The sequence below is a fragment of the Kitasatospora sp. NPDC002040 genome (assembly GCF_040296785.1).
Lineage (GTDB): Bacteria > Actinomycetota > Actinomycetes > Streptomycetales > Streptomycetaceae > Kitasatospora.
Genome location: NZ_JBEOXV010000001.1, coordinates 211,540 through 233,573 on the forward strand (window position 1 = coordinate 211,540; position 22,034 = coordinate 233,573).

19 protein-coding genes and 1 tRNA gene are annotated in these 22,034 nt (G+C 72.9%); 14 read left to right on the forward strand and 6 right to left on the reverse strand.

The window, feature by feature from the left end; all coding sequences use genetic code 11:
* The first annotated feature begins 656 nt into the window (after nucleotides 1-656).
* Nucleotides 657-3,035, forward strand: coding sequence for a DEAD/DEAH box helicase (locus ABT118_RS01000; RefSeq protein WP_350644021.1), 2,379 nt, complete (start codon nucleotides 657-659; stop codon nucleotides 3,033-3,035).
* Nucleotides 3,036-3,143: 108 nt separating this feature from the next.
* Nucleotides 3,144-3,950 carry a TIGR02452 family protein gene (locus ABT118_RS01005; RefSeq protein WP_350644022.1) on the forward strand — a complete coding sequence of 269 codons (807 nt, stop codon included), beginning with the start codon at nucleotides 3,144-3,146 and terminating at the stop codon, nucleotides 3,948-3,950.
* A gap of 51 nt (nucleotides 3,951-4,001) precedes the next feature.
* Here the strand turns inward: ABT118_RS01005 and ABT118_RS01010 are convergent, their stop codons facing one another.
* From ABT118_RS01010 to ABT118_RS01025, 4 genes are read right to left on the reverse strand one after another with little or no spacing between them, the layout of a single operon-like run.
* Nucleotides 4,002-4,910: a phosphorothioated DNA-binding restriction endonuclease gene (locus ABT118_RS01010; protein ID WP_350644023.1), complete on the reverse strand. Its 909-nt coding sequence runs from the start codon at nucleotides 4,908-4,910 to the stop codon at nucleotides 4,002-4,004.
* Nucleotides 4,907-5,614, reverse strand: a complete 708-nt coding sequence (locus ABT118_RS01015) for a tyrosine-protein phosphatase (RefSeq protein ID WP_350644024.1) — start codon at nucleotides 5,612-5,614, stop codon at nucleotides 4,907-4,909. The genes ABT118_RS01010 and ABT118_RS01015 overlap by 4 nt, the downstream gene beginning before the upstream one ends.
* Nucleotides 5,615-5,660: 46 nt before the next feature.
* Nucleotides 5,661-6,410 carry an SDR family oxidoreductase gene (locus tag ABT118_RS01020; protein ID WP_350644025.1) on the reverse strand — a complete coding sequence of 250 codons (750 nt, stop codon included), beginning with the start codon at nucleotides 6,408-6,410 and terminating at the stop codon, nucleotides 5,661-5,663.
* Between the two features lie 56 nt (nucleotides 6,411-6,466).
* Complete coding sequence (locus ABT118_RS01025) at nucleotides 6,467-7,651, reverse strand: DNA glycosylase AlkZ-like family protein (protein ID WP_350644026.1); 1,185 nt, start codon at nucleotides 7,649-7,651, stop codon at nucleotides 6,467-6,469.
* 101 nt (nucleotides 7,652-7,752) lie between these two features.
* On the opposite strand from ABT118_RS01025, the gene ABT118_RS01030 reads away from it, so the two are divergent.
* Complete coding sequence (locus tag ABT118_RS01030) at nucleotides 7,753-8,481, forward strand: nucleotidyltransferase domain-containing protein (RefSeq protein ID WP_350644027.1); 729 nt, start codon at nucleotides 7,753-7,755, stop codon at nucleotides 8,479-8,481.
* A gap of 101 nt (nucleotides 8,482-8,582) precedes the next feature.
* Nucleotides 8,583-8,655, forward strand: a tRNA-Lys gene (locus tag ABT118_RS01035).
* Nucleotides 8,656-8,739: 84 nt separating this feature from the next.
* Here the strand turns inward: ABT118_RS01035 and ABT118_RS01040 are convergent.
* Nucleotides 8,740-9,378: a ScbR family autoregulator-binding transcription factor gene (locus tag ABT118_RS01040; protein ID WP_350644028.1), complete on the reverse strand. Its 639-nt coding sequence runs from the start codon at nucleotides 9,376-9,378 to the stop codon at nucleotides 8,740-8,742.
* Nucleotides 9,379-9,575: 197 nt separating this feature from the next.
* Between ABT118_RS01040 and ABT118_RS01045 the strand changes: the two genes are divergently transcribed.
* From ABT118_RS01045 to ABT118_RS01060, 4 genes are all read left to right on the forward strand, one after another.
* Nucleotides 9,576-10,622, forward strand: a complete 1,047-nt coding sequence (locus tag ABT118_RS01045) for a ScbA/BarX family gamma-butyrolactone biosynthesis protein (protein WP_502884444.1) — start codon at nucleotides 9,576-9,578, stop codon at nucleotides 10,620-10,622.
* A complete protein-coding gene (locus tag ABT118_RS01050; RefSeq protein WP_350644030.1) occupies nucleotides 10,619-11,410 on the forward strand; it encodes an HAD family hydrolase in 792 nt (263 codons plus the stop codon). The genes ABT118_RS01045 and ABT118_RS01050 overlap by 4 nt, the downstream gene beginning before the upstream one ends.
* A gap of 163 nt (nucleotides 11,411-11,573) precedes the next feature.
* Nucleotides 11,574-12,230, forward strand: coding sequence for a TetR family transcriptional regulator (locus ABT118_RS01055; RefSeq protein WP_350644031.1), 657 nt, complete (start codon nucleotides 11,574-11,576; stop codon nucleotides 12,228-12,230).
* A 215-nt stretch (nucleotides 12,231-12,445) separates the two neighbouring features.
* Nucleotides 12,446-13,603: an acyl-CoA dehydrogenase family protein gene (locus ABT118_RS01060; protein WP_350644032.1), complete on the forward strand. Its 1,158-nt coding sequence runs from the start codon at nucleotides 12,446-12,448 to the stop codon at nucleotides 13,601-13,603.
* A gap of 73 nt (nucleotides 13,604-13,676) precedes the next feature.
* Here the strand turns inward: ABT118_RS01060 and ABT118_RS01065 are convergent, their stop codons facing one another.
* Nucleotides 13,677-15,281: an FAD-dependent monooxygenase gene (locus tag ABT118_RS01065; protein ID WP_350644033.1), complete on the reverse strand. Its 1,605-nt coding sequence runs from the start codon at nucleotides 15,279-15,281 to the stop codon at nucleotides 13,677-13,679.
* Nucleotides 15,282-15,462: 181 nt separating this feature from the next.
* Here ABT118_RS01065 and ABT118_RS01070 point away from each other — a divergent pair, with 181 nt between their 5' ends.
* The 6 genes from ABT118_RS01070 to ABT118_RS01095 all read left to right on the forward strand — a co-directional run bounded on the left by ABT118_RS01070 (nucleotide 15,463) and on the right by ABT118_RS01095 (nucleotide 21,884).
* Nucleotides 15,463-17,034 carry an MFS transporter gene (locus ABT118_RS01070; RefSeq protein ID WP_350644034.1) on the forward strand — a complete coding sequence of 524 codons (1,572 nt, stop codon included), beginning with the start codon at nucleotides 15,463-15,465 and terminating at the stop codon, nucleotides 17,032-17,034.
* A gap of 127 nt (nucleotides 17,035-17,161) precedes the next feature.
* The gene (locus ABT118_RS01075) at nucleotides 17,162-18,229 is read left to right on the forward strand and encodes an aldo/keto reductase (protein ID WP_350644035.1); all 1,068 of its coding nucleotides are present in this window, start codon (nucleotides 17,162-17,164) and stop codon (nucleotides 18,227-18,229) included.
* 221 nt (nucleotides 18,230-18,450) lie between these two features.
* The gene (locus tag ABT118_RS01080) at nucleotides 18,451-19,542 is read left to right on the forward strand and encodes a ScbA/BarX family gamma-butyrolactone biosynthesis protein (RefSeq protein ID WP_350644036.1); all 1,092 of its coding nucleotides are present in this window, start codon (nucleotides 18,451-18,453) and stop codon (nucleotides 19,540-19,542) included.
* 24 nt (nucleotides 19,543-19,566) lie between these two features.
* Nucleotides 19,567-20,262, forward strand: a complete 696-nt coding sequence (locus ABT118_RS01085) for an HAD family hydrolase (protein WP_350644037.1) — start codon at nucleotides 19,567-19,569, stop codon at nucleotides 20,260-20,262.
* Nucleotides 20,263-20,329: 67 nt separating this feature from the next.
* Nucleotides 20,330-21,373 (forward strand): 3-oxoacyl-ACP synthase III family protein, encoded by a 1,044-nt coding sequence (locus ABT118_RS01090; RefSeq protein ID WP_350644038.1) that lies wholly within the window; start codon nucleotides 20,330-20,332, stop codon nucleotides 21,371-21,373.
* 109 nt (nucleotides 21,374-21,482) lie between these two features.
* On the forward strand, nucleotides 21,483-21,884 hold the full coding sequence (locus tag ABT118_RS01095) for an Atu4866 domain-containing protein (protein ID WP_350644039.1): 402 nt from the start codon (nucleotides 21,483-21,485) through the stop codon (nucleotides 21,882-21,884).
* Nucleotides 21,885-22,034: the final 150 nt, after the last annotated feature.

The window sequence follows — 22,034 nt, forward strand, 5'->3', positions numbered from 1 at the left end:
GACGGGCTGCATGTCCGTCGGCGGTGCGTCCTCGGACACCCTGCCGAGCAACCTCCCGGCCGGGCAGACCGGGTCGCCCGGCAAGGGCGCGGGCGGCGCACACGCGCCGGGGCGAGGCAGCAACGGGCAGCGGGTCGAGCACGTGGGGGGCGTGAACTCGTCGGCTCCCGCTGGGGCGCCGGAAGCAGCCCCCGGCGGATCGGTACCGGGTGCGACCCCGCCGGCCGGCATGCCGCTCCCGCCGGGCCAGAGCGGCACTCCGGTCGGCGGCCCCAGCGGGACGCCGTCGGGCTCCCGGGCGGGCACGGGCGCCCCGGAGGCCTCGTCGAGCAGCCACCCGCAGCCCTCGCCCAGTGCTGAGACGAGCGCCTCATCGGCCCCGTCCGCCCCGAGCTCTCCGGTACCCTCGGTAAGTGACCCCGGTTCTGCGGCCCCGAGCCCCAGTTCCGCCGGGCAATAGCGGTCTGGCCAGCGGGTTTGCCTTAGATCCAGAGGCTGCCGTATGGTGGTAGATCGTTACTTTGATTCATTTGATTGGCGCCCTGAAATACCCTGGCGCCCTTGGCGCGTTCCGGCGATTCGGTGGCTGACCGCATAGAGGCGGTTTGTAAACAGAACCCCGGACTTAGGCGCGTGCCACTTCCGGAAGGTTTTGCATGTCCCTCGTTGACAACGACCGCTTCGCCATGCCCGCGAACGGTTCCGACGCTCTTGACACCCTGGTCGAGACCGTTGACGCCCCTGACGTCGAGACCCTGGTCCTCGACGACGACTCCGCCGAGCTGGTCGAGGAGACCGCCGCGGAGGACACCGAGCCCACCATCACCTTCGGTGACCTCGGTCTGCACGACGACGTGGTGCGCGCCCTGAACAAGCGCGGCGTCACCACCCCGTTCCCGATCCAGGCCGCGACCATCCCGGACGCGCTGGCCGGCAAGGACGTCCTCGGCCGTGGCCGCACCGGCTCCGGCAAGACCCTGAGCTTCGGCCTCCCGATGCTCACCCGCATCGCCGCCGCCGAGGGCCGCACCAAGCCCAAGCACCCGCGCGGCCTGATCCTGGTCCCGACCCGCGAGCTGGCGATGCAGGTCGCCGACGCGCTGGAGCCGTTCGGCTCGGTGCTCGGCCTCAAGCTCAAGGTCGTCTGCGGCGGCACTTCGATGTCCAACCAGATCTACGCGCTGGAGCGCGGTGTCGACGTCCTGGTCGCCACCCCCGGCCGCCTGCGCGACCTGATCAACCGCAACACCGCGAAGCTCGACGAGGTCATGGTCACCGTCCTCGACGAGGCCGACCAGATGGCCGACATGGGCTTCCTGCCCGAGGTCACCGAGATCCTCGACAAGGTCCCGAGCGGCGGCCAGAGCCTGCTGTTCTCGGCCACCCTCGAGAACGAGATCGACAGCCTGGTCAAGCGCTACCTGAAGAACCCGGTCACCCACGAGGTCGACGCGGCCCAGGGCGCCGTCACCACCATGAGCCACCACATCCTCGTGGTGAAGCCCAAGGACAAGGCCCCGATCACCAACGCGATCGCCGCCCGCAAGGGCCGCACGATCATCTTCGTCCGGACCCAGATGGGTGCCGACCGGGTGGCCGAGCAGCTGATCGAGGCCGGTGTGAAGGCCGACGCGCTGCACGGCGGGATGACCCAGGGCGCCCGTACCCGGGTGCTCGGCGACTTCAAGGACGGCTACCTCAACGTGGTCGTCGCCACCGACGTCGCCGCCCGTGGCATCCACGTGGACGACATCGACCTGGTGCTCAACGTCGACCCGGCCGGTGACCACAAGGACTACCTGCACCGCTCCGGCCGGACCGCTCGCGCGGGCCGCTCCGGTGCCGTCGTCACCCTGGTGCTGCCGCACCAGCGCCGCGGCGTCTTCCGTCTGATGGAGGACGCGGGCGTGGACGCCTCGCGTCACATCCTCGACCACGCCTTCGACCCCGAGGTGGCCCGGATCACCGGCGCCCGCTCGCTGGTCGAGGTGCAGGCCGAGTCGGCCGCCGGGATCGCCGGTGCCGCCGAGCGCGAGGTCGCCGACATGGCGCGCCAGCTGGAGCGGGCGCAGCGCCGCGCCAACGAGCTGCGCGAGGAGGCCGACCGCCTGGCCGCCCGGGCCGCTCGTGAGCGGGCCGAGCTGGGCATCGAGGACGAGCCGGTGGCCGAGACCGCCGCCGCTCCGACCGACGAGGCTGCGGAGGCCGGCGAGTCCGCCGAGACCGTCGCCGCGCCGGCCGCCGAGGCCGACCGCACCCCCGCTTACCGCGAGGCGCGCAACGAGCGCCCCGCGTACGGCGACCGGGACAACCGTTCGGGTGGCTTCAACCGTGACCGTGACGACCGCGGTGGTCGTTCGGGTGGCTTCAACCGCGATGACCGTGCCCCGCGTTCGGGCGGCTTCAACCGTGACGACCGCTCCGGTGGCCGCTCCTTCGGTGGCGACCGGGACAACCGTTCGGGTGGCTTCAACCGTGACCGTGACGACCGCGGTGGTCGTTCGGGTGGTTTCAACCGCGATGACCGTGCCCCGCGTTCGGGCGGCTTCAACCGTGACGACCGCGCGCCGCGCACCGGTGGTTTCAACCGTGACGACCGGGCCCCGCGTACCGGTGGTTTCAACCGTGACGACCGTCCGTCGGGTGGCTTCAACCGCGATGACCGTGCCCCGCGTTCGGGCGGCTTCAACCGTGACGACCGCGCGCCGCGTACCGGTGGTTTCAACCGTGACGACCGTCCGTCGGGTGGCTTCAACCGCGACGACCGCTCCGGTGGCCGTTCCTTCGGTGGCGACCGTCCGTCCTTCGGTGACCGGGACAACCGTGGCGGCGGCAGCCGTCCGTTCGCCCGCCGCGACGACCACCGCTCCGGTGGCCGCCCGCAGCAGGGTGGCGGCTTCAACCGTGACGACCGCTCCGGTGGCCGTTCCTTCGGTGGCGACCGTGACCGTGCCCCGCGCACCGGTGGTTTCAACCGCGACGACCGCGGCGGCAGCTTCAACGGCGGCGACCGCAAGCCGCGTTGGAAGAGCTGACGCTCGGTAGCTCGTAGCTCCTGACCGGGCCCGCTCCACTTCGGTGGGGCGGGCCCGGTCGTTTTTATTGGCATGCCGGCGCGGGCGGGGGTCGCTAACGTCGGCGGGATGAGCAGCAGACTGCACCAAGTGGCCGTGGTGAACGAGGAGATCGCCGAGCGGGGGAGCTACCCCGTGGGTGGTGGTGAGGTCGGGATCGGGGCGATGCTGGCCGCGGCCAGGACCGGGACGGTGTCGTACGGGCCGTCCCACCGGCCGGCGGCCACGGGGGCGTTCGGCGGTGTGCCGGAGGTGACGGCGGAGGGCAGCGTCGAGGCGGCCCGGCGGCTGACAGAGGAGGGCGCGGAGCACGTCGCGGTGCTCAACTTCGCCTCCGCCCGCAACCCCGGGGGCGGGTACCTGCGCGGGGCGAAGGCGCAGGAGGAGGACCTCTGTCGCAGTGCCCTGCTGTACCACTGCCTGCTGGCCGCGCCCGACTACTACGAGGCGCACCGGGCCTCGGCCGATCTGAACTACAGCCACCGGGTGATCTGGTCCCCGGGCGTGCCGGTGATCCGGGACCGGCAGGGCGCGCTGCTCCGGCAGCCGTACCCCGTCTCGTTCCTCACCTCGCCCGCGCCCAACGCGGGCCAGCTGGCGCTCCGTTCGGAGGGCCGGCCGGTGGACGTCCGCGAGGTGCTGGCCGAGCGGGCCGGGCGGGTGCTCGGGGTGGCGGCGGCGCACGGGGTGCGGGAGCTGGTGCTCGGTGCCTGGGGCTGCGGGGTCTTCCGCAACGACCCCGCCGAGGTGGCCGACGCCTTCGCCCAGGCCCTGGACGCCTACGGCGCGACCTTCACCCGGGTGGTCTTCGCGGTCTGGGACCGTACCCCGGTCTCGGCCAACCGGGCCGCCTTCGAGGCCCGCTTCGGCTCCTGACCCGGCGGCGGGCCGCCACCTGCGGCCCGGTCGGGCCGACTGCTCAGGTGCTCAGGGGCGGAACACCCCGTCGGTGTGCCAGCGGATGAAGTCCGCCGAGACCGGCGGGTGGGGTGCGACCGGGTCCGCCAGCCGGGTACCTGCCAGGGCCAGGACCGCCTGGCCGGCAGCGGAGGTGGCCCGGTAGGTGCTGGAGACCACGACGGTGCGGTCCGGGGTGAGGCCGATGGCACCGCTGTCCAGCAGCCGGTGGTGCAGGACGCAGAGGGCCAGGCCGTTCTCGATCCGGTCCGGACCACCGGCGGCGTGGCCGTGCAGGTGAGCGGCTTCGAGCCCGACGGACTGACCGCCCATCAGACCGTCGTAGCCGCAGATCGCGCACGTGTTGCGGTAGGCGGTCAGGACCAGGACGCGGAATCCGGTGTCCCGGACCAGTCGGCTGTAGGCCCGATGGCGCGGCGCGGTGGTTCGGACGGCCTGTTCGAACGGCGAGAGCGGGTCGACCGGTGCGGAGTCGACCACGCTGTGCCGCTGTTCCGGGGTGAGGCTCATCCAGGTCCGGCGGGTGGCCTCGTCGAGGCTGTCGGGATCCGTGCGCAGCAGGTGCTCCACCTCGGGGCGCAGCCGACCGACCGCTCCTCGCTCCAGCAACTGCGGTCCGCCGACTCCCCGCGCGACCGGGATCGGGGCACCGGCGCGGTCCGAGAGCTGCCAGAGCGTCCGTTCCAGTCGGAGGAACGGGTCGGCGGCGCGGTGCAGCGTCCTCGGGCCGCCGAGCTTGTTGATCAGTGCTCCGACGGGCCCGTGGGCGTCCGCGTAGCCGACCTCGCTGCTGCCCCGTTCGGCCAGCCGGTCGAACAGCCAGAGCAGCAGCACCGGCTTGTGCTGCGCCGGGACGCCGAGGTCGTTCGAGTACCGGCGGAGGCCGTCGAGGGCGGCGAACAGGGTGTCGGGCTTCACGGACGGAGGTTTTCCCTGAGGGTGGTGAGTTCGGTCGGGGTGACGCCGTGGGTGGTGAGGAAGGTGTCGAGGGAGCCGTGGGCGGTGTGCAGGTGGGTGAGGGCGAGGTCGAGGTAGGTGGCCTCGACGGGGTGGGAGCGGCGGCGTTCGCCCTGTTCGTCGATGTAGTAGACCGGGCCGGCGTCGAGGCCGAGGTGGCGGTTGGAGCTGAGGAAGTCGGCGACCACCTCGGCCTGGCCCAGGCCGGCCAGGGACTGCAGCACGGCGATGGTGAGTCCGGTCCGGTCCTTGCCGACGGCGCAGTGGATCAGGGTGGGCAGGCCGTCGGGGGCGGCCAGCCGGCGGACGGTGGCGGCGATCGAGGGGCCGCCGGTCTCGGCCATGACGCGGTAGGTGTCGGCCATGGTCTTCGGCCAGCTGAAGTCGTCCCCGTGGTCGGGGAGCAGGGGGTGGTGCAGGGCCTCCAGCTCCAGGCCGTGGTGCAGGTCCGGCCAGACGGTGCGTTCGGCGGTGGTGCGCAGGTCGATGACGGTACGGATGCCGAGCCGGGCCAGGTGCCGGGCGCCTTCCGGGGTCAGGGAGTTGAGCGCCCCGGAGCGGTAGATCAGGCCGGGGCGGAGGCCCGCGACGCCCGCGTCGCGGAAGTTCGCCACGTCGGGCACGGCGAGACGGGGGGACACGGCGTCGAACTCACGGTCGGTCATGTCCGTCACGGTAGTACCGGCGGGCCTCCGGGTGGTGCGGTTTGGTTCAGCGGCCGCCGGCCAGGTCGAGGAAGGAGCCGGTGACGTACGAGGCGCCCGGGGAGAGCAGGTAGAGGATGCCTTCGGCGACCTCCTCCGGCCGGCCGCCCCGGCCCATCGGGAGCAGCGGGCCGACCCGGTCGACCCGGGCGGGTTCGCCGCCGAGGGCGTGGATGTCGGTGTGGATCAGCCCGGGGCGGACGGCGTTGACCCGGATGCCCTCGGCGGCGACCTCCAGGGCCAGGCCGGTGGTCATGCTGTCCAGGGCACCCTTGGATGCGGCGTAGTCGACGTACTCGTTGGGCGAGCCCAGGCGGGACGCGGCGGAGGAGACGTTGACGATCGCGCCGCCCCGGCCGCCGTAGCGGGTGGACATCCGGCGGACGGCGGCGCCCGCGCAGAGGAAGGGGCCGGTGATGTTGGCGGCCCAGATCCGGGCCAGCCGGTCCTCGTCCAGCCCGTCCAGGCGGCCCTGCCGCTCCAGCGTCCCGGCGTTGTTCACCAGGGCGGTGAGCGGGCCGAGCTCCGCGTCCACGGTGCGGAACAGCCGCTCGACCTCGGAGCTCCGGCTGACGTCTGCCCGGACGGCCAAGGCGGTGCCGCCGGCCGCTTCGATCCGGGCCACCACTCCGGCCGCCGAGGCCGCGTCGGCGCGGTAGTTGACGCACACCCGGTAGCCGCGTTCGGCGGCCAGTACGGCGGTGGCGGCGCCGATGCCCCGGCCCCCGCCGGTGATCACCATCACTTCGTCGTTCATGCCCCGACCGTAACGGACCGGCCGGACCGGGTGGTCAGCGGGTGATCAGTGGACGGTCAGCCGGAGGCGGCGCGGAGGGCGGCGATCCTCGGGGCGCGGCTCTTCGGCGAGTCGAGGCTGAAGCCGCGCGCGTCACCGAGCTGCTCCCGGACGAAGGCTTCGGTCCGCGCGACCGCCTCGCGCAGCGGCTCGTCGGCCGGGACGAAGAGCTGGTGGACGATCTCGCCCGGCTCGGGGTCGTACTCCCAGATCCCGACGATCCGCCCCCGGTCCAGCATTAGGTGGCTCCCCGGGTCGGCCTCGCTGCCGAAGCTGCGGCCGCCCCGGGCGGTGGGTGCGGAGCGGGCGGCATCGGCCGGGTCGAGCAGGCGGGGCAGGTCGCGGTGCAGCAGGTGCAGGCCGTCGATGCCGGCCACCAGTGCGTAGGAGGGCGTGCCGGGCGGGCTGAACTCCTGGAACTCGGGCAGGAGTTCGGCCGGGAGCAGCAGGTCGGTGCCGGGCAGCCCGACCAGGTCGAGCGGTGCGGTGGCGGCCTTCGCGGTGGCGGCGGTGAAGCCGGTGAACCAGCGGAAGTGCCTGATCGAGGCGGGTGCGGCCCAGGCGAAGTACCGCTCGGCCAGCTCGGTGGCCGAGCCCCGGACCGGCTGGTCCCAGCGGACGTAGCCGTAACGCTGTTGGTCCAGGCGCCCGTTGGCGGGCACCCGGCGGATCAGGCCGCGGGCCTGGAGCAGGCCGAGGGCGATCGGCAGGGTGGTGGTGCGTCCGCGCTTCCGGCCCGCCTCGCCGAGCCCGCGGACCGCGTCGCCGACCGCCGCACGGATCGCGGCCGGCTCCAACGGGTCGGTCTCGGACAGGACTTGGGAGATGGTGAGGCAGAGCTTCTCGATCTCGTCCCGGGTCACACCGAGGTGCTTCTCGGCCATCGCCAGATCGCCCTCGGGGGTGGCGGCCCCGGCGGCCAGGCCGAGGCCGAAGTCGGCCGCCGGGAGCACGTAGGTGCAGCCCCGGGCGGACGGCAGCTCGTGCACCTCCAGTGCGGCCACCGCCGCGTCCACGGCGGCCCGGCCCAGTCCGGCCCGGGCGAACAGGCCCAGGTACGGGGCGGCGCCGTCGACCGAGCGGGCCCAGCCGGTGGCGGCCAGCACCTCGGCGGCCGTGGCGCCGCGGTGGCCGCCGTCCAGCCACTGCCGGTGCGCCCACCAGGCGCGGAGCTTCGCCGTCGGGATGCCGCTGTTCGCCATGGGGCCAGTATCGGCGGGGCGCGTCCCGGCGGGGCGCAGTTCCGTCCCGGCGGGTCGGGCGCCGTCCGCGCCGGGGAGCCCGATATCTGTTCGACAGCGCGGTGTCCGGTCCGGAGACTGGAGCGACCTGCCAGTCGGCCGCCGAGGAGGCGACACCCGTGCACGTCCTGCTCTCCGGCATCGTCGGTTCCACCGCGTACGGTCTCGCCCATGCGGGCTCGGACATCGACCGGCTCGGCCTGTTCGCGGCGCCGACCGAGGAGTTCCACGGCCTGCACCGCCCGGCCGAGTCGCACGTCACCACCGCGCCCGACCGCACCCTGCACGAGGCGGCCAAGTGGTGCCGGCTGGCCCTGGGCGGCAATCCGACCGCCTCGGAGCTGGTCTGGCTGCCGGAGGAGCTGTACGAGGTGCGCAGCCCGCTCGGCGAGGAGCTGATCGCGATCCGGCGCTCCTTCCTCAGCGAGCGGGCGGTGAAGAACTCCTACCTGGGCTACGCCACCCAGCAGTTCAGGAAGCTGACCACCCGTGACACCGCTGACCCGGTCACCCGGGCCCGGGCGGCCAAACACGCCCGCCACCTGGTCCGTCTGGTCCGGCAGGGTGTGGCGCTGCACGAGACCGGCCGGCTGACGATCCGCCTCACCGACCCGGCCGAGGTCCGGGCCTTCGGCGAGCGGATCGCGGACCGGCCCGAGCTGGCGGCGGAGCTGCTCGCCGACGCCGAGGACCGCTTCACCCGTCCCGGCGTCCTGCCGGCCGTTCCGGACGAGGCGCCGGCCGAGTCCTGGCTCCGCCGGGTGCGGGCCGCCAACCTCGCCACCGCCTGACCGGCGGCGCGGCGCGCGCGGCAATCGGGTGGCCAGACGGCAGGGGGCACCGGGTAGGATCTCGGTGGCAGCGCCCAGGCATGACAACGGCGCAGGCTGACGGGCCGCTAGCTCAATTGGCAGAGCTGCGGACTTTTAATCCGTAGGTTCAGGGTTCGAACCCCTGGCGGCCCACACGATCAGAGCATGCCTGAACCGGGCGTTCTCCCTCCGGGGAGGACGCCCTTCGTCGTGTCCGGGGCGGTACCGGAGCGGCCGTCAGTGCGGGTCGCCGGCGATCGCGTACCAGAGCAGGGACCGCTGCTCCTGCCAGCGCTGGGCCAGGTCCGCCCGGTCGTGCAGCAGGTCGGAGATGTGCTGGGTGCCGTAGAAGGAGGCCACCATGGCGTGCGCGACCGGCTCGGGCTCGATGCCCGGTCGCAGCTCCCCGGCCTGCTCGGCCTCGGTCAGCAGCTCGGTCAGCAGCCGGATCCAGCCGACGTACGGCGCGGGCAGCTCGAACGGGATGGACGAGCGCTCGGCCTGCAGTCGGGTGACCGCGCGGGTCACCGGGTCGGTGATGAAGGCCTCGGCCACCCGGTCGGTGACCCGGAAGGCGGCCAGGAGCGGGCTCGGGCTCTCGGCCCGCGCCTGCTTGAGCATCTCCGGCCAGCGGTCGTACAGCGCCTCGACCAGGGCGATGACCAGGGAGTCCTTGCTCGGGAAGTGGTGGTAGACCGCCCCCTTGGTCATGCCGGTGCGCTCGGCGACCTCCTTGACGGAGGCGGTGCGGTACCCCTTCTCGGCGAAGAGCTCGGCCGCCTTCAGCAGGACGATGTCACGTGTGCGGGCAGACCGGTCCTGCCGCGGTTCGGGACCGCGGGCCAGGTCGGGCCACTTGAAAGCCGGAGTCGACACAACTGCCTCTCGATCGGGCGGCCGCCCCAGTCGCCCCTAGGGAAAACTGGGGGTGCTGCCGCTGCCGGAACTGCCTGCGAAGTCTGATTTGACGCGGTTTTGACTCATTGCAATATACCTTCTCAACGGTATATTTTCGAGTGGTCGGACGGCCTGTGGAACTGCGGGCCACCACACGTACACCGGGGGAAGTATTCATGTACGCAACGCGATTCGACGGTACCGCCCAGGCCCACTCCGGCCCCAGCCATGATGCACCACAGTTATCGGCTCTGTCCTACGACCGGGGGGTCCCCCGGGGCATGGTCCACAAGACGGCCATGGCCGAGGTCTTCCTGACGGACGCCCACCGGCGGGGCGAGCACCGCTTCACGGTAGCGGCCCAGTGGCCGCGCGCCCACGTGTTCTACCGCCCTGGTGCGGACGGCAAGTGCGACCCGGTGCTCTGGCTGGAGACGGTGCGACAGGCCGGCGTCTACGTCGCGCACCGCTTCTACGGGGTGCCGATCAGCCATCAGTTCGTGCTGGCCGGGGCCGAGTTCACCATCGAGGACCCGCAGGCGCCGCAGTACGGCGCGACGCCGCACACGGTGAGCCTCGACGTCACGCTCCAGCCGCCCGCGCAGGACCGGCGGCACTTCGTGGTCGAGTTGGAGGCGGTGGTGCGGATCGACGGCCGCCGCTGCGGCCGGGTCGCGATGCGGGGCCAGGCCGTCGACACCCGGCGCTACTCGGTCCTGCGGCGCCGCAACGCACCGTCCTCGGACAGCCTCACCCCGTTCGACCGGCCGGCGCAGGTGCCGCTGCCGCCCGCGGCGGTCGGCCGGCAGCACGAGTGGGACGTCGTGCTGGCCGCCTGGCCCGACCGGGCCGATTCCTGGCAGCTGTCCCTCGACCCGCAGCACTCGGTGTTCTTCGACCACGCCACCGACCACCTGCCCGGCATGGCCCTGGTCGAGGCCTTCCGGCAGGCCGTGTCGCTGACCGGCGGTCAGCGGTCGGCACCCGACCACGCTCCCCGGGTCTGGGCCCTGACCTCGGGCGAGGTCAGCTTCGAGGCGTTCGGCGAGCTGGACGCCCCGGTCACGGTCGAGAGCCGTCCGGCGGCCGAACACGCCGTGGGGGGCGACCACTTCTCGGTCCGGGCCGATGCCGTGCAGGGCGACCGCCGGCTGGCCTCGGCCACGCTGACGGGCCGGCCGCTGCTGGTGGCCGGCAGCCGGCTCCACGGCCGCGCCGCATGACGGCGACCGCCACCGCCCCGGCGCCGTCCGTACCCCGGCCCCGATCGGCGTCCGGGGCAGGTGTCGGCGGCGGCGGCGGCGCGCGGGGTGAACGGCCGCGATCCGGCCGGCGTACCGGCTGCGCCGCGTTCTTCGACGTGGACGGGACTCTGCTGAGCCGCTCCTCCCCGGTGACGTTCTGGGAGTTGTGGGTGCGGCTGGCCCAGGGGCTGGGCCGGGAAGGCGAGTTCGCCGCGCTGATGGAGCAGGCGCGGGAGGGGCGGGAGCGCGCCGAGCTCAACCGGGCCTACTTCCGGCTGTTCCGGGGCGTCCCCCGGTGGCATCTGGAGGCGGTGGGACGGATCTGGTTCGAGCAGGTGCGCGCCGCGCCCGACGCGCTGCTGGCGGCGCCGGCCGCCGCGCTGGCCGGGCACCGCAGACGTGGCGACGCGGTGGTGCTGGTCTCGGGCAGCGGTCTGCCCTGGCTGGCTCCGCTGGCACGGTCGCTGGGCGCCGACCTGGTGCTGGCGCCGCGTCAACTGACGGACGGCAGCGGGATCCTGACCGGTGGGATCGACGCGCCGATGATCGGCGCAGGCAAGGCCCTGGCGGTGCGGACCACGCTGTCCGCGCTGCGGCTGGACCCCGATCGCTGCTACGCCTACGGCGACCACATCAGTGATCTGCCCATGCTGGCCGAGGTGGGGCGCCCGGTCGCGGTCGGCGGCCTGGCGAGTGCCCCGGGCGCCGCCGGGTGGCCCGCGCTGGCCGCCGCCCCGGGGCCGTTCCGGCCCGTCGCCGGCTCCTGAACCAACCGCTGCGGTACGGCCCTTGGCCGTACCGCAGCGGCATGTCCGGGCCCGTCCGGGTCAGTGGCGGATCCATCCCCTGATAACATTCCTTCCCACAGGAATCTTTTACTGTTAGAGTGAGGCCCGGTTCCGGGAGAGCTGCGGGGCGAGGAGGCGGCAGGTGAAGCAGGAACGGTCGAAGCGCACGTTTGAGCGCGTCCTGGACGCCGCAGCCGAGCTATTCGCCACCCACGGGTACGCACACACGACGATCGCCGACGTCGCGGCCCGGATCGGGATGACGAAGGGCGCCCTGTACGGGCACTTCGCCTCCAAGGACGACCTCGGCGAGGCGATGAACCGGCACGGCGCCCAGGCCTGGGAGGCGATCCGGGACGACTCCGGCGCCGAGTCGGGCGGCGTGGTGCTCGACCCGCTCGGTGCGGTCACGCTGAGGCTGGGGCGCGAGCTCGCCGCCGACATCCGGCTGCGCGCCGCGTACCGCCTCGCCGCGGACGCCCTGCTCTCCGGCGAGCCGGCCGCCGCGGCGGCCGGCAAGTGGCTGCCGCCGGACGCCAACCTGCTGCTGGAGATCCAGGGGCACCTGAACGAGCTGGTGCGGCTGGCCCAGCGGTCGGGTGACATCACCCGGTCGTACTCGGCGGCCGACATCACCGAGATGCTGCTCGCCTTCGTGGCCGCCGTGCGGTCGGCGACCCTCAAGTCCTCCGGCATCGACCCGGTCGCCTGGATGGAGACGGTCTGGCGGATGACCTGGGGCGCGCTCGCCGAGGGCGAGGGACGGTCCGCCGAGGCGTCCGGGGACGTGGTGCGCTGACCCGGCCCCCCGCCACCGGTGGGGAGCCGCCCGCATTGCGCCGTTCCTTCCGATCGGTCCTCCCACGGGTGTGAATTCCGCGAGTCGGACGGTGCCCGGATTCCCCGAGGAGGACACCGGGGAGCGGAACTGATGGAACGGTGAGGGGTGCGGGCCCGGCGTGAAGCGGCCTGCCCGCAGCTGTCCGGACACACGGTACGACCAACGGGAGAAGCATGACCACCGTCACGTACGACACCAACGGCACCGAGGCCGGAACCGGGGCGTTACCCGGGTCCTCGGTACGCGCGGCGGCCCAGTGCGCGGGCCGGTACGCGCAGTTCGCACAGCAGGAGCGCACCCTGCACCCCGAGGTGCACGCCGCTCTGGTCCACGCCGGGTTCGCCCGGCACTTCGCGCCGCAGCGGCTGGGCGGTGCGGGCGGCGGCTTCGCCGAACTGCTCGCCGCGGTCGCCCTGGTGGGGGAGGAGTGCGCCTCGGCGGCCTGGTGGGCGAGCCTGCAGGCCGCGCACGCGCGGCTGGCGGGCCAGCTGCCCGAGGCCGCGCGGAACGACATCTGGGGGGACGGGCCCGACCCGGCCCTCGCGGCGGCCGTGGTGCCGCCCGCGGGTGAACTCACCCCGGTCCCGGGCGGTGCGCTGCTGTCCGGCCGGTGGTCGGCCGCGAGCGGGGTCGACCACGCCCAGTGGGTGCTGCTGGCCGTGCCGGGCCGGGAGCCGGGCATCGAGCACCACCGCGTGCTGGTCGTACCGCGCGCCGACATCCGGGTGCACGACTCCTGGTACACCAGCGGGATGCGCGGCACCGGCAGCCGCACGCTGTCGGTGGACGGTGTGTTCGTGCCGGAGCACCGCATCATGGCGCGCACCTCGATGGCGCGCGGCAGCACCGAGCCGGGCGCCGACCACTGCCACCGACTGCCCTACCAGCTGGTCGCCGCACTGCTGTTCGCCGCTCCGGCGCTCGGTGCGGCCCGGGGCGCGCTGCGGGCCTGGACGGACCTGACCCGGCAGCGCCTCACCCCGCAGGGCGCCAGTGCGCTCGCCGGGGCGGACGCCCAGGACCTGCTGGCCCGTTCCTCGGGCCGGATCGACGCGGCCGGACTGCTGCTGGAGCGGGCCGCGCGCCGCGCCGACAGCGCGACGCCGGACCCGGCGGCCGTGGCCCTGAACCTGCGGGACGTGGCGGCCGCCGTCGACCTCCTGGTGGAGGCGGTCGAGCAACTGCTGCGCCGGGGCGGCCTGCGGGCGCAGACCGAGGACTGCCCGCTGCAGCGGCACTGGCGCGACATCCACGCCATCGCCGCCCATGCGGCGCTGCAGCCCGCGACGGCGGCGGAGGCGTACGGGGCGCTGGTGCTGGCCGAGGGCTAGCCGCCCGGCCCCACACCTGGTCCGAAAGGAGCGAACGCCCGGCCGACAGCCGGGCGTTCGCTCCTTTCGCCGGTCAGACGGACTGCTGCGGGGCCCCCAGCCAGGTGGTCAGTTCGGCCCGGAGCGCGGACAGGTCCTGGGTGTGGCCGTGTGCCGCGACATGGCCGTCCGGGCGGACCAGGTAGTAGCCCTGCCGGCGGCAGCCGGTGTGCCGGGCGGCGTCCAGGGTCAGTTCTATCGTGCGCAACTGCGGCCGTTCGGCGGCCAGTTCGCGGATCGCGGTCCGCCAGCCCGGGGTGTCGCCCTCGCACACCGCCACCAGGGACCAGTACGACGGTTCGGCGGCCGGCCCGGCGATGCCGTGCGGGACGGCGAGCGCGCGGGGGAAGACCGCGCCGGTCTTCAGCGTGTTGCGCACGTCGCCCAGGACCCGGCAGCGGGAGCGCCCGCCCGGCTCCTGGGTGGGGCGCACCGCCGGGTAGGCCAGCTTCCGCCCCGCCATCACCGGTGCGTAGAACCGGGTGAACAGGCCGGTGCGGTCCGCCACCTTGAACGCGGCGTCGCGCAGCCGGACCTTGGCCGGGGTCCGCACCAGCCAGGCCCGGGTCTGGATGTCGGTGTCCCGCACCACCCGCTCGGCGACCGCCGAGCGCTCGGCGCCGTAGTCGCGCAGCAGCTCGGACGGCGCCTGGCCGTGCACCACCGCGGCGATCTTCCAGGCGAGGTTGTGGGCGTCCTGCAGGCCGGTGTTGAGGCCTTGGCCGCCGGCCGGGCTGTGCACGTGGGCGGCGTCCCCGGCGATGAACACCCGGCCGAGCTGGAAGTCGTTGGCGTGCCGGGCGTGCACCCGGAAGACGCTCTCCCAGATCGGCTTGGTGATCCGCACCCCCGCCGGGCCGCGCTCGTCCACGATCTCCTGCATCCGGGCGACGCTGACCTCCTCGCCGGGGGCCAGGCTGGAGAAGAACCGGAAGATGCCGTTCGGCAGCGCGACGATGACCAGGGCCCCGGCGGGCGACTGGTAGTACAGCGCCCGGTCCGGCGGCAGGAATCCCTCGATCTCCGCGTCCACCAGGGCGAACGCGGTCTCGTAGGTGGAGCCGGCGAAGCCCGTGCCCAACTGGGCCCGGACCGCGCTGCCCGCGCCGTCGGCGCCGATCACGAACGGGGCCCGGGTGCGTTCGACCGTGCCGTCCGAGTGCTCCAGCACCGCCGTCACGCCGTCGGTGGCGTCGATCCGGCCGGAGTAGTCCAGGGCGTCGAAGGTCAGCAGCCGGACCTCGCGCTCGATCTTGCCGCCGAGCTCGTGCAGCCGCTCGCGCAGGATCCGCTCGGTCTCGTTCTGCGGCAGGCAGATCGGGGCGAGCGGCTGCGGGAAGCCGAACGTCGACAGGTGCCGGCGGTCGGAGTAGTAGCTGAAGGCGTTGATCTGCAGCCCGGCCTCGCGCAGCTGCGGCAGTACCCCGAGGTCCTCGAACAGGTCGAGGCTGCGCGGCCAGACCAGCAGGGCCTTGGGGAACGGCGAGGGTTCGGACGCGCGGTCCACGATCCGTACCCGCACCCCCCTCCTGAGCAGTTCGCAGGCGGCGAGCATGCCGGTCGGGCCTGCACCCACGATCAGTACGTCATACGCCTCCGAGGCGCGTCCGGCGCCCAGCTGGTGCTCTGCCCTCGTCATATCTCTTCCTCTTCCTCGCGGCCGCTCCGGCCTGATGGCCCATGTGGCGAACCCGGGTGACGGGTCCGCGACTTGGGGCTACGGCGTCTTGCTAATCTCTCATTGACGATACCCATAAGATGTCTTAGGGTCCATCGGTAGGTGAAGGAATTGGCGCGAGCAGAGGGTGAAGAGGATGACCATGGAGACCAGGCCCCGCCCAGAGGCGGCCGGGCGCACGTCGGTGAAGCGGAAGGAGTCGAGCGGCGCACCGGTCCTGATCGCGGTCGCACTGGCCAGCGTCCTGCTGCCACTCGCGGTCACCGCCCCGGCGGTCGCGCTGCCCGACCTCGTGGTCGACCTCGGCGCGAGCGTCTCCGCCGGACAGTGGGTGCAGAACGCGTACGGCGTCACGTTCGCCGCCTGCATGCTCGCGGCCGGCGCGCTGGCCGACCAGTTCGGCCGCCGCCGCATCCTGGCCGTCGGCGCCGTCGTCTTCATGGCGATGTCCGCGGTGTCGGCCCTCTCCACCAGCATCCTGGTGCTCGACATCGCCCGGGCCCTGCAGGGCATCGGCGCGGCCGGCGTCCTGACCAGCGGCGCGGCGATCCTGGCCGCCTCCTTCGAGGGCCGCAAGCGCACCCAGGCGTTCGGGGTGCTCGGCGCCTCCTTCGGCGCCGGCCTGGCCCTCGGCCCGATCCTCGGCGGCGCCCTGGTCAGCATGGCCGGTTGGCGCGCGGTGTTCTGGCTGAACGTGGTGGTCGGCGTCATCGCGCTGTGCCTGATGTCGAAGATCAGGGAATCCCGCGACCCCAACGCCACCACGGTCGACTGGGGCGGTCTGATCACCTTCAGCGGCGGGCTGTTCCTGCTCGCCCTCGCCTTCGTCAAGGGCGGCGAGACCGGCTGGCTGAGCGGGCAGACGCTGGCCGCGCTCGGCGGGTTCGTGCTCTTCATGGCGGCGTTCGTGGCCGTCGAACTACGGGCCGCCCGACCGATGTTCGACCTCTCACTGTTCCGCAATCCCACCTTCGTCGTGGTGGTCTGCCAGCCGTTCACCATCACCTTCGGCTTCGTGGTGCTGCTCAACTTCCTGCCGCCGTACTTCAACGGCGTCGGCGGCGAGAGCAACACGGCCTCCGGCACGCTGCTGCTGCCGCTGACGCTGCCCGTCTTCGTCCTGCCGCTGCTGGTGGGCCGCCTGGTGGCGGGCCGGGTCTCGTCCCGGCTGCTGCTGACGGTGAGCTCGCTGCTCATCGCCGTCGGCTCGCTCTGGCTGGTCGTGCTGCAGGGCGGTCAGCCCTGGTACGTGGTGGCGGGACCGCTGCTGGTGTTCGGCCTCGGCGTGGGCTCCGCCTTCGGCGCGATGGACAACGCGGCGGTCGGCGTGGTGCCGGTGGAGCGGGCCGGCATGGCCTCCGGCATCTTCAACACCATGCGGATCGCCGGAGAGTCCGTGGCGATCGCCTCGGCGGGCGGTTTCCTGGCCTCGTTCACCCGCAGCGACCTGGCCGAGCGGGCCCCCCAACTCGGCGACCGGGTCGGCGAGTTGGCCGGAGCCGCGACCCAGGGCAGCCTCGACACCGCACTGGCGAACGTCTCGCCCGCCGAGCGGGCCGACGTGTTCGACGCGGTGGCGGCCAGCCTCACCTCCAGCATGCACGTCGCCTTCCTCGGGCTGACCGTGCTCGCCCTGGTCGGTGCCGTGGTCACCTTCCTGGTCGTCAAGGACCGGGAGTTGGACACCGCCGACGGCTCGTCGTCCGACGACTGAGCCCCCCAGACCGGAGGGCCCGCGGTATCCCCCGTCCCGCGGGTCCTCCCTCCCAGCCCCAGGGGTGCCATCCCCTGTGTACCGCGATCGACACCTTCCATCAGAAACCGTCAGAGAGCAGGAGAACATGCGTTACCGCTACCTGGGCGACACCGGCCTGTCCGTCTCCGAACTGTGCTTCGGCGCCATGACCTTCGGCGGCGGCGCCTCCTTCCTGGGGGCCGAGGACCGCAACTGGTCGGAGTTCGGCACGGTCGAGGACACCAACGTGCTGAGGATGATGGAGCAGGCGCTCGACGCCGGCATCAACTTCTTCGACACCGCCGACGTCTACAAGAACGGCATGGGCGAGGAGTTCTTCGGCCGGACCCTGAAGAAGGTCCGCGACCGGGTCATCATCGGCACCAAGGGCCGCTGGCGGATCACCGACGACCCGAACGACATCGGTGCCACCCGCCACCACCTCTACGAGGCGGTCGAGAACAGCCTGCGCCGCCTCGACACCGACTACATCGACGTCTACCACCTGCACGGCTGGGACCCCCGGACGTCCATCGACGAGACGCTGCGCGTCCTCGACGACCTGATCCGGTCCGGCAAGATCCGCTACATCGGCGTCTCCAACTACGCGGGCTGGCAGCTGATGAAGGCGCTGTCGGTCTCCGAGCGGCGCAACCTGGCCAAGTTCTGCGTCTACCAGGGCTACTACAACATCGCCGCCCGCGACCTGGAGCGCGAGATCATCCCGCTCGCGGTGGACCAGAACGTCGGCATCACCGCCTGGTCGCCGCTGGCCGGCGGCTTCCTCACCGGCAAGTACCGCCGCGGCGAGGGCCGTCCCGAGGGCAGCCGGCTGGCCGAGCGGACCCCCGCCGAGTCGGCTCCGCTGACCGACGAGAACCAGGCCTACGACATCGTCGACGAGATGTCGGCGATCGCGGAGGCGCACGGCGCCACCGTCGCCCAGGTCGCCCTCAACTGGGTGCTCGCCAAGCCGGGGATCACCTCCGCGGTGGTCGGCGCGACCAAGCCGCACCAGCTGGCCGACAACCTGGCCGCGATGGACTGGGAGCTCAGCGCCGGCGAGCTGGAGCGCCTCGACAAGGTCAGCGAGACCACCGCCCCGTACCCGTACTGGCACATCGGCACCGTCGGTGCCGACCGCAAGCTGCCGGGGGACGTCTACCCCGCGTGACCTGCCACCGGGCGCGCGGGACCTGAAGTCGGAGGGCCGCCACCCCACAGGTGGCACTCCGCACCCGCCGCCGGGCGCGCGGGACCTGCAGTCGGAGGGCCGTCACCCCACGGACGGCCCTCCGTGCGTTCCCGCCCGCCCGCCCGGTCGCACCGGTCGCGCCGGTCCGCCGGCACCACTGGAACACACCGGAATCACCGAAGAGAAGGTGAATGTCACCCATGACCACCGCAACAGCCGAACCGGAGCTGCACACCGACATACCCCCGGCCCCGGCCCCGATCCACGCCCTCGACTACACCCGCACCATCGACCGGCTCCTGGTGCACCGGGACGCCCTGGGCGAGGTCTTCCTGACCGACCTGGTGGAGATCGACCAGGGGCACTACCTGGCCGGGGCCCAACTGCCGCGCTCGCACGCCTACTACGGCGACCACCTGCTGCGGCCGGAGTCGTACGACCCGCTGCTGATCCTGGAGGCCTGCCGCCAGGCCGGCCTGGCCGGCGCGCACCGCATCTACGGCGTCTCGGCGGACAACAAGTTCATCCTCACCCACCTGAGCCTGGACATCCCGCGCCCGGAGCGGCTGGCCATCGGGTCGGGTCCGGCCCAGCTGGCCATGGACGTGGCCATCGCCTCCCGCAAGGAGCGCGAGGGCCGGGTCACCGGGCTCGACTACGTGTTCACGCTCTCGCTGGACGGCACCGCCGTCGGCACCGCCACGCTCGGCCTGCGGTTCAAGACGCCCAACGGCTACCTGACGCTGCGTCTGAACAACCGCAACGGCATGGCGCTGCCCAGCTCGGCGGCGTACCCGCAGTCCACGCCCGGTACGCCCGTCCCGCCGCACCTGGTGGGCCGCGCCAGCACGGACAACGTGCTGCTGGTGGAGCCCGCGGTCACCCGCGACGGCTCCTCCGCGCTGCTGCGGGTGCCCGCCCGGCACGCCAGCCTGTTCGACCACCCGCAGGACCACCTGCCGGGCATGGTGATCGCCGAAGGGGCCCGCCAGCTGGCGCTGTTCGCCGCGCTGGAGCTGCACGGGATGTCCACCGCGAAGACGGCCGTCACCGGTGTCGACGTCCGCTTCACCCGCTTCGGCGAGCTGGAGGACGAGACCGTCCTCACCGCCGAGGCGGGAGCGCGGACGCCGCTCGGCGGGAGCCCCACCGAGCACTACACCCAGGGCGGTGTGCTCGAACTCCCCGACGACGAAGGCCTGGAGCGGGTTCCGGTCCGGGTCGAGGCCAGGCAGAAGGGCGAGAGCCTCTGCGTCCTCACCTTCCAGCTCACCCGTGTCTCGGCCCGCTGACGACCAGGGAAGACGGAGACAGGCATGACTATCGAGGCCGTCGCGTTCTCCGACGTCGACGAGACGCTGATCAACGCCAAGAGCATGTTCCGGTTCCTGGAGTTCCGGCTGCGCGAGCGGGGTGAACCGGAGGGCACGTACGAGCGGCTGGCCGGCGAGCTGCGCGAGGCGGCCCGCACCGGCGTCCCGAGGGCGGACATCAACCGCCGCTACTACCGGCTGTTCAAGGGTGAGGAGGCTGCCGCCCTGGCGGCCTCCGGCCGGCGCTGGCTGATCCACGAGCAGGAGCAGCACGAGCTGCGCGGCAGCTCGCTGTTCCTCCCCCAGGTCGAGCAGGCGCTGGCCGGGCACCGTGCGGCGGGCGAACCCGTCGTCCTGGTCTCCGGCTCCTTCTTCGCCTGCCTCGACCCGGTGGCGGAGCGGGTCGGCGCCCAACGAGCCATCGGCACCCGTCCGTTGATCCGCCAGGGGCGGCTCACCGGCGAGGTGCTGTTCCCGCTGATCGGCCCGGCCAAGGGCCGGATCGCCCACGTCACCGCAGCGCTGCTCGGCGTCGATCTCGCCGACTGCACGGCGTACGGCGACCACATCAGCGATCTCGACCTGCTGGAGGCGGTGGGCCGCCCGGTGGCCGTCGGCGAGGACGCCGAACTGGGCGCCCACGCCGAGGCCGCCCACTGGACCCGACTGCGCACGGGACTCGTCGCGGCCGGGATCTAGGGCCGGGCGCCGCGGCAGGCAACCGGCGGGGGCCGCAGCAGGCAGCCCCCGCAGAACTGGAGGCACTATGAATCCCATTGGAATCCTGGGTACCGGATCCTTCCTGCCGGAGCAGGTGGTCACCAACGAGGAGATCGCCAGGAGCACCGGGGTCACCAGCGAATGGATCGTGCGCAAGACCGGCATCCGGGAACGACGCAGAGCAGATGACCGGCACGCCACCTCGGACCTGGCGGCCCGCGCGGCCACCCGGGCCCTGGAGCAGGCCGACATCCGCCCCGAGGACGTGGCGTACATCGTCGTCGCCACCTCGACCCCGGACCACCCGCAGCCGGCCACGGCCAGCATCGTGCAGCACCTCATCGGGGCGGTGAACGCCGCGGCGTTCGACGTCAACGCGGTCTGCAGCGGCTTCGTGTACGCCATGACCGTCGCGGAGCGGATGCTCAAGGGCTCCACCGACGGCAAGTACGCCGTGGTGGTCGGCGCCGACATCTACTCCCGCATCCTGGACTACTCGGACCGCAAGACCGCGATCCTGTTCGGCGACGGCGCCGGCGCCGTGGTGCTCGGCCGGGTCCCGGACCACCGGGGCGTCCTGGAGACGTCGCTGCTCACCCGGGGCGACCAGTACCGGCTGATCAGCGTGCCTGCGGGGGGCAGCCGGATGCCGGCCACCGCACGCACGGTGGACGAGGGCAAGCACTTCTTCACCATGGACGGCCGGGGTGTGCGCGGCTTCGTCCAGGAACACCTGCCCGGTGCACTGGCCGGGCTGCTCGCCAAGGCCAACGTGCACCCGGACGAGGTCACGCACTTCGTCCCGCACCAGGCCAACGGCGTGATGCTGGCCGATGTCTGGCCGGAGCTCGGGCTGCGCCGGGCGCAGCTGCACCTGGCGCTCGACCGGTACGCCAACACCGGCTCGGCCTCGGTGCCGATCACGCTCGACGTGGTCCACCGGAGCGGTGAGCTGGCCGACGGCGACATGGTGCTGCTGGCCGGCTTCGGCGGCGGCATGACGGTGGGGGCCACCCTGCTGCGCTGGGCGCCCACGCGTTACGCCCAACCCGACCGGCTGGAGCAGAAGTTGTCGATCGGGCTGAGCTGATCCCGTCCCACGTCACCACAGCGGCCCCGGGAGACCGGGGCCGTTGTGGCTGTCCCGTCCAGTCCGTACCTGTCAGAGACCGCAGAGACATCCAAGGAGTACGTACGCCATGAAGACGAAGACCCTCCACATGCCGGCCGTGACCGTCATGACCGCCGCTCCGCTGTTCGCCGTCCTCGCCGCCTGCGGTTGGGGGAGCCCGGGGGCCACCGGGGCCGAAGCCGCGGCCACCGTGTCGTCCCAGGGGCCCGCGCCCGCTCCGACGATATCCGCGTCGGGCGTGAGCGCCGTCGGTGTGTGGGCCAGCGACGACGGCAGCCTGCGGCTCGAACTGCGTCCCGACGGTACCTTCACCGAGGACTACAACGGCAAGAAGGCCGCCTACGAGGGCCGTTACACCGTCGAGGCCGGTGCCCTCGCCCTGCGTGCCGCGTCCGGGGCGAGTGCCGACGGCACGGTGTCGGCGGACACGGTCCGGATCAGCGGCAAGAGCCTGAAGCGCCAGGAGTGAGCCGCTGTCGTGCGGGCAACGCAGGTGGGCCTGGACCGGAAACTCCGGTCCAGGCCCACCTGCGTTGCCGTGCGGGGGGTCAGCAGTACGGATCCGCTCGGACGTCGTGGTCCTCGGTGAACGGGTCCGGGTCCTCGGCGGGTTCCTCCG

Coding starts and splice junctions, on each gene's coding strand:
- ABT118_RS01045 (WP_502884444.1), top strand. CDS start 9,576: ATGTACGCAACGCGATTCGACGGTACCGCCCAGGCCCACTCCGGCCCC.
- ABT118_RS01095 (WP_350644039.1), top strand. CDS start 21,483: ATGAAGACGAAGACCCTCCACATGCCGGCCGTGACCGTCATGACCGCC.
- ABT118_RS01015 (WP_350644024.1), bottom strand. CDS start 5,614: ATGACCGACCGTGAGTTCGACGCCGTGTCCCCCCGTCTCGCCGTGCCC.
- ABT118_RS01085 (WP_350644037.1), top strand. CDS start 19,567: ATGACTATCGAGGCCGTCGCGTTCTCCGACGTCGACGAGACGCTGATC.
- ABT118_RS01090 (WP_350644038.1), top strand. CDS start 20,330: ATGAATCCCATTGGAATCCTGGGTACCGGATCCTTCCTGCCGGAGCAG.
- ABT118_RS01075 (WP_350644035.1), top strand. CDS start 17,162: ATGCGTTACCGCTACCTGGGCGACACCGGCCTGTCCGTCTCCGAACTG.
- ABT118_RS01080 (WP_350644036.1), top strand. CDS start 18,451: ATGACCACCGCAACAGCCGAACCGGAGCTGCACACCGACATACCCCCG.
- ABT118_RS01050 (WP_350644030.1), top strand. CDS start 10,619: ATGACGGCGACCGCCACCGCCCCGGCGCCGTCCGTACCCCGGCCCCGA.
- ABT118_RS01020 (WP_350644025.1), bottom strand. CDS start 6,410: ATGAACGACGAAGTGATGGTGATCACCGGCGGGGGCCGGGGCATCGGC.
- ABT118_RS01000 (WP_350644021.1), top strand. CDS start 657: ATGTCCCTCGTTGACAACGACCGCTTCGCCATGCCCGCGAACGGTTCC.
- ABT118_RS01025 (WP_350644026.1), bottom strand. CDS start 7,651: ATGGCGAACAGCGGCATCCCGACGGCGAAGCTCCGCGCCTGGTGGGCG.
- ABT118_RS01065 (WP_350644033.1), bottom strand. CDS start 15,281: ATGACGAGGGCAGAGCACCAGCTGGGCGCCGGACGCGCCTCGGAGGCG.
- ABT118_RS01070 (WP_350644034.1), top strand. CDS start 15,463: ATGGAGACCAGGCCCCGCCCAGAGGCGGCCGGGCGCACGTCGGTGAAG.
- ABT118_RS01060 (WP_350644032.1), top strand. CDS start 12,446: ATGACCACCGTCACGTACGACACCAACGGCACCGAGGCCGGAACCGGG.
- ABT118_RS01005 (WP_350644022.1), top strand. CDS start 3,144: ATGAGCAGCAGACTGCACCAAGTGGCCGTGGTGAACGAGGAGATCGCC.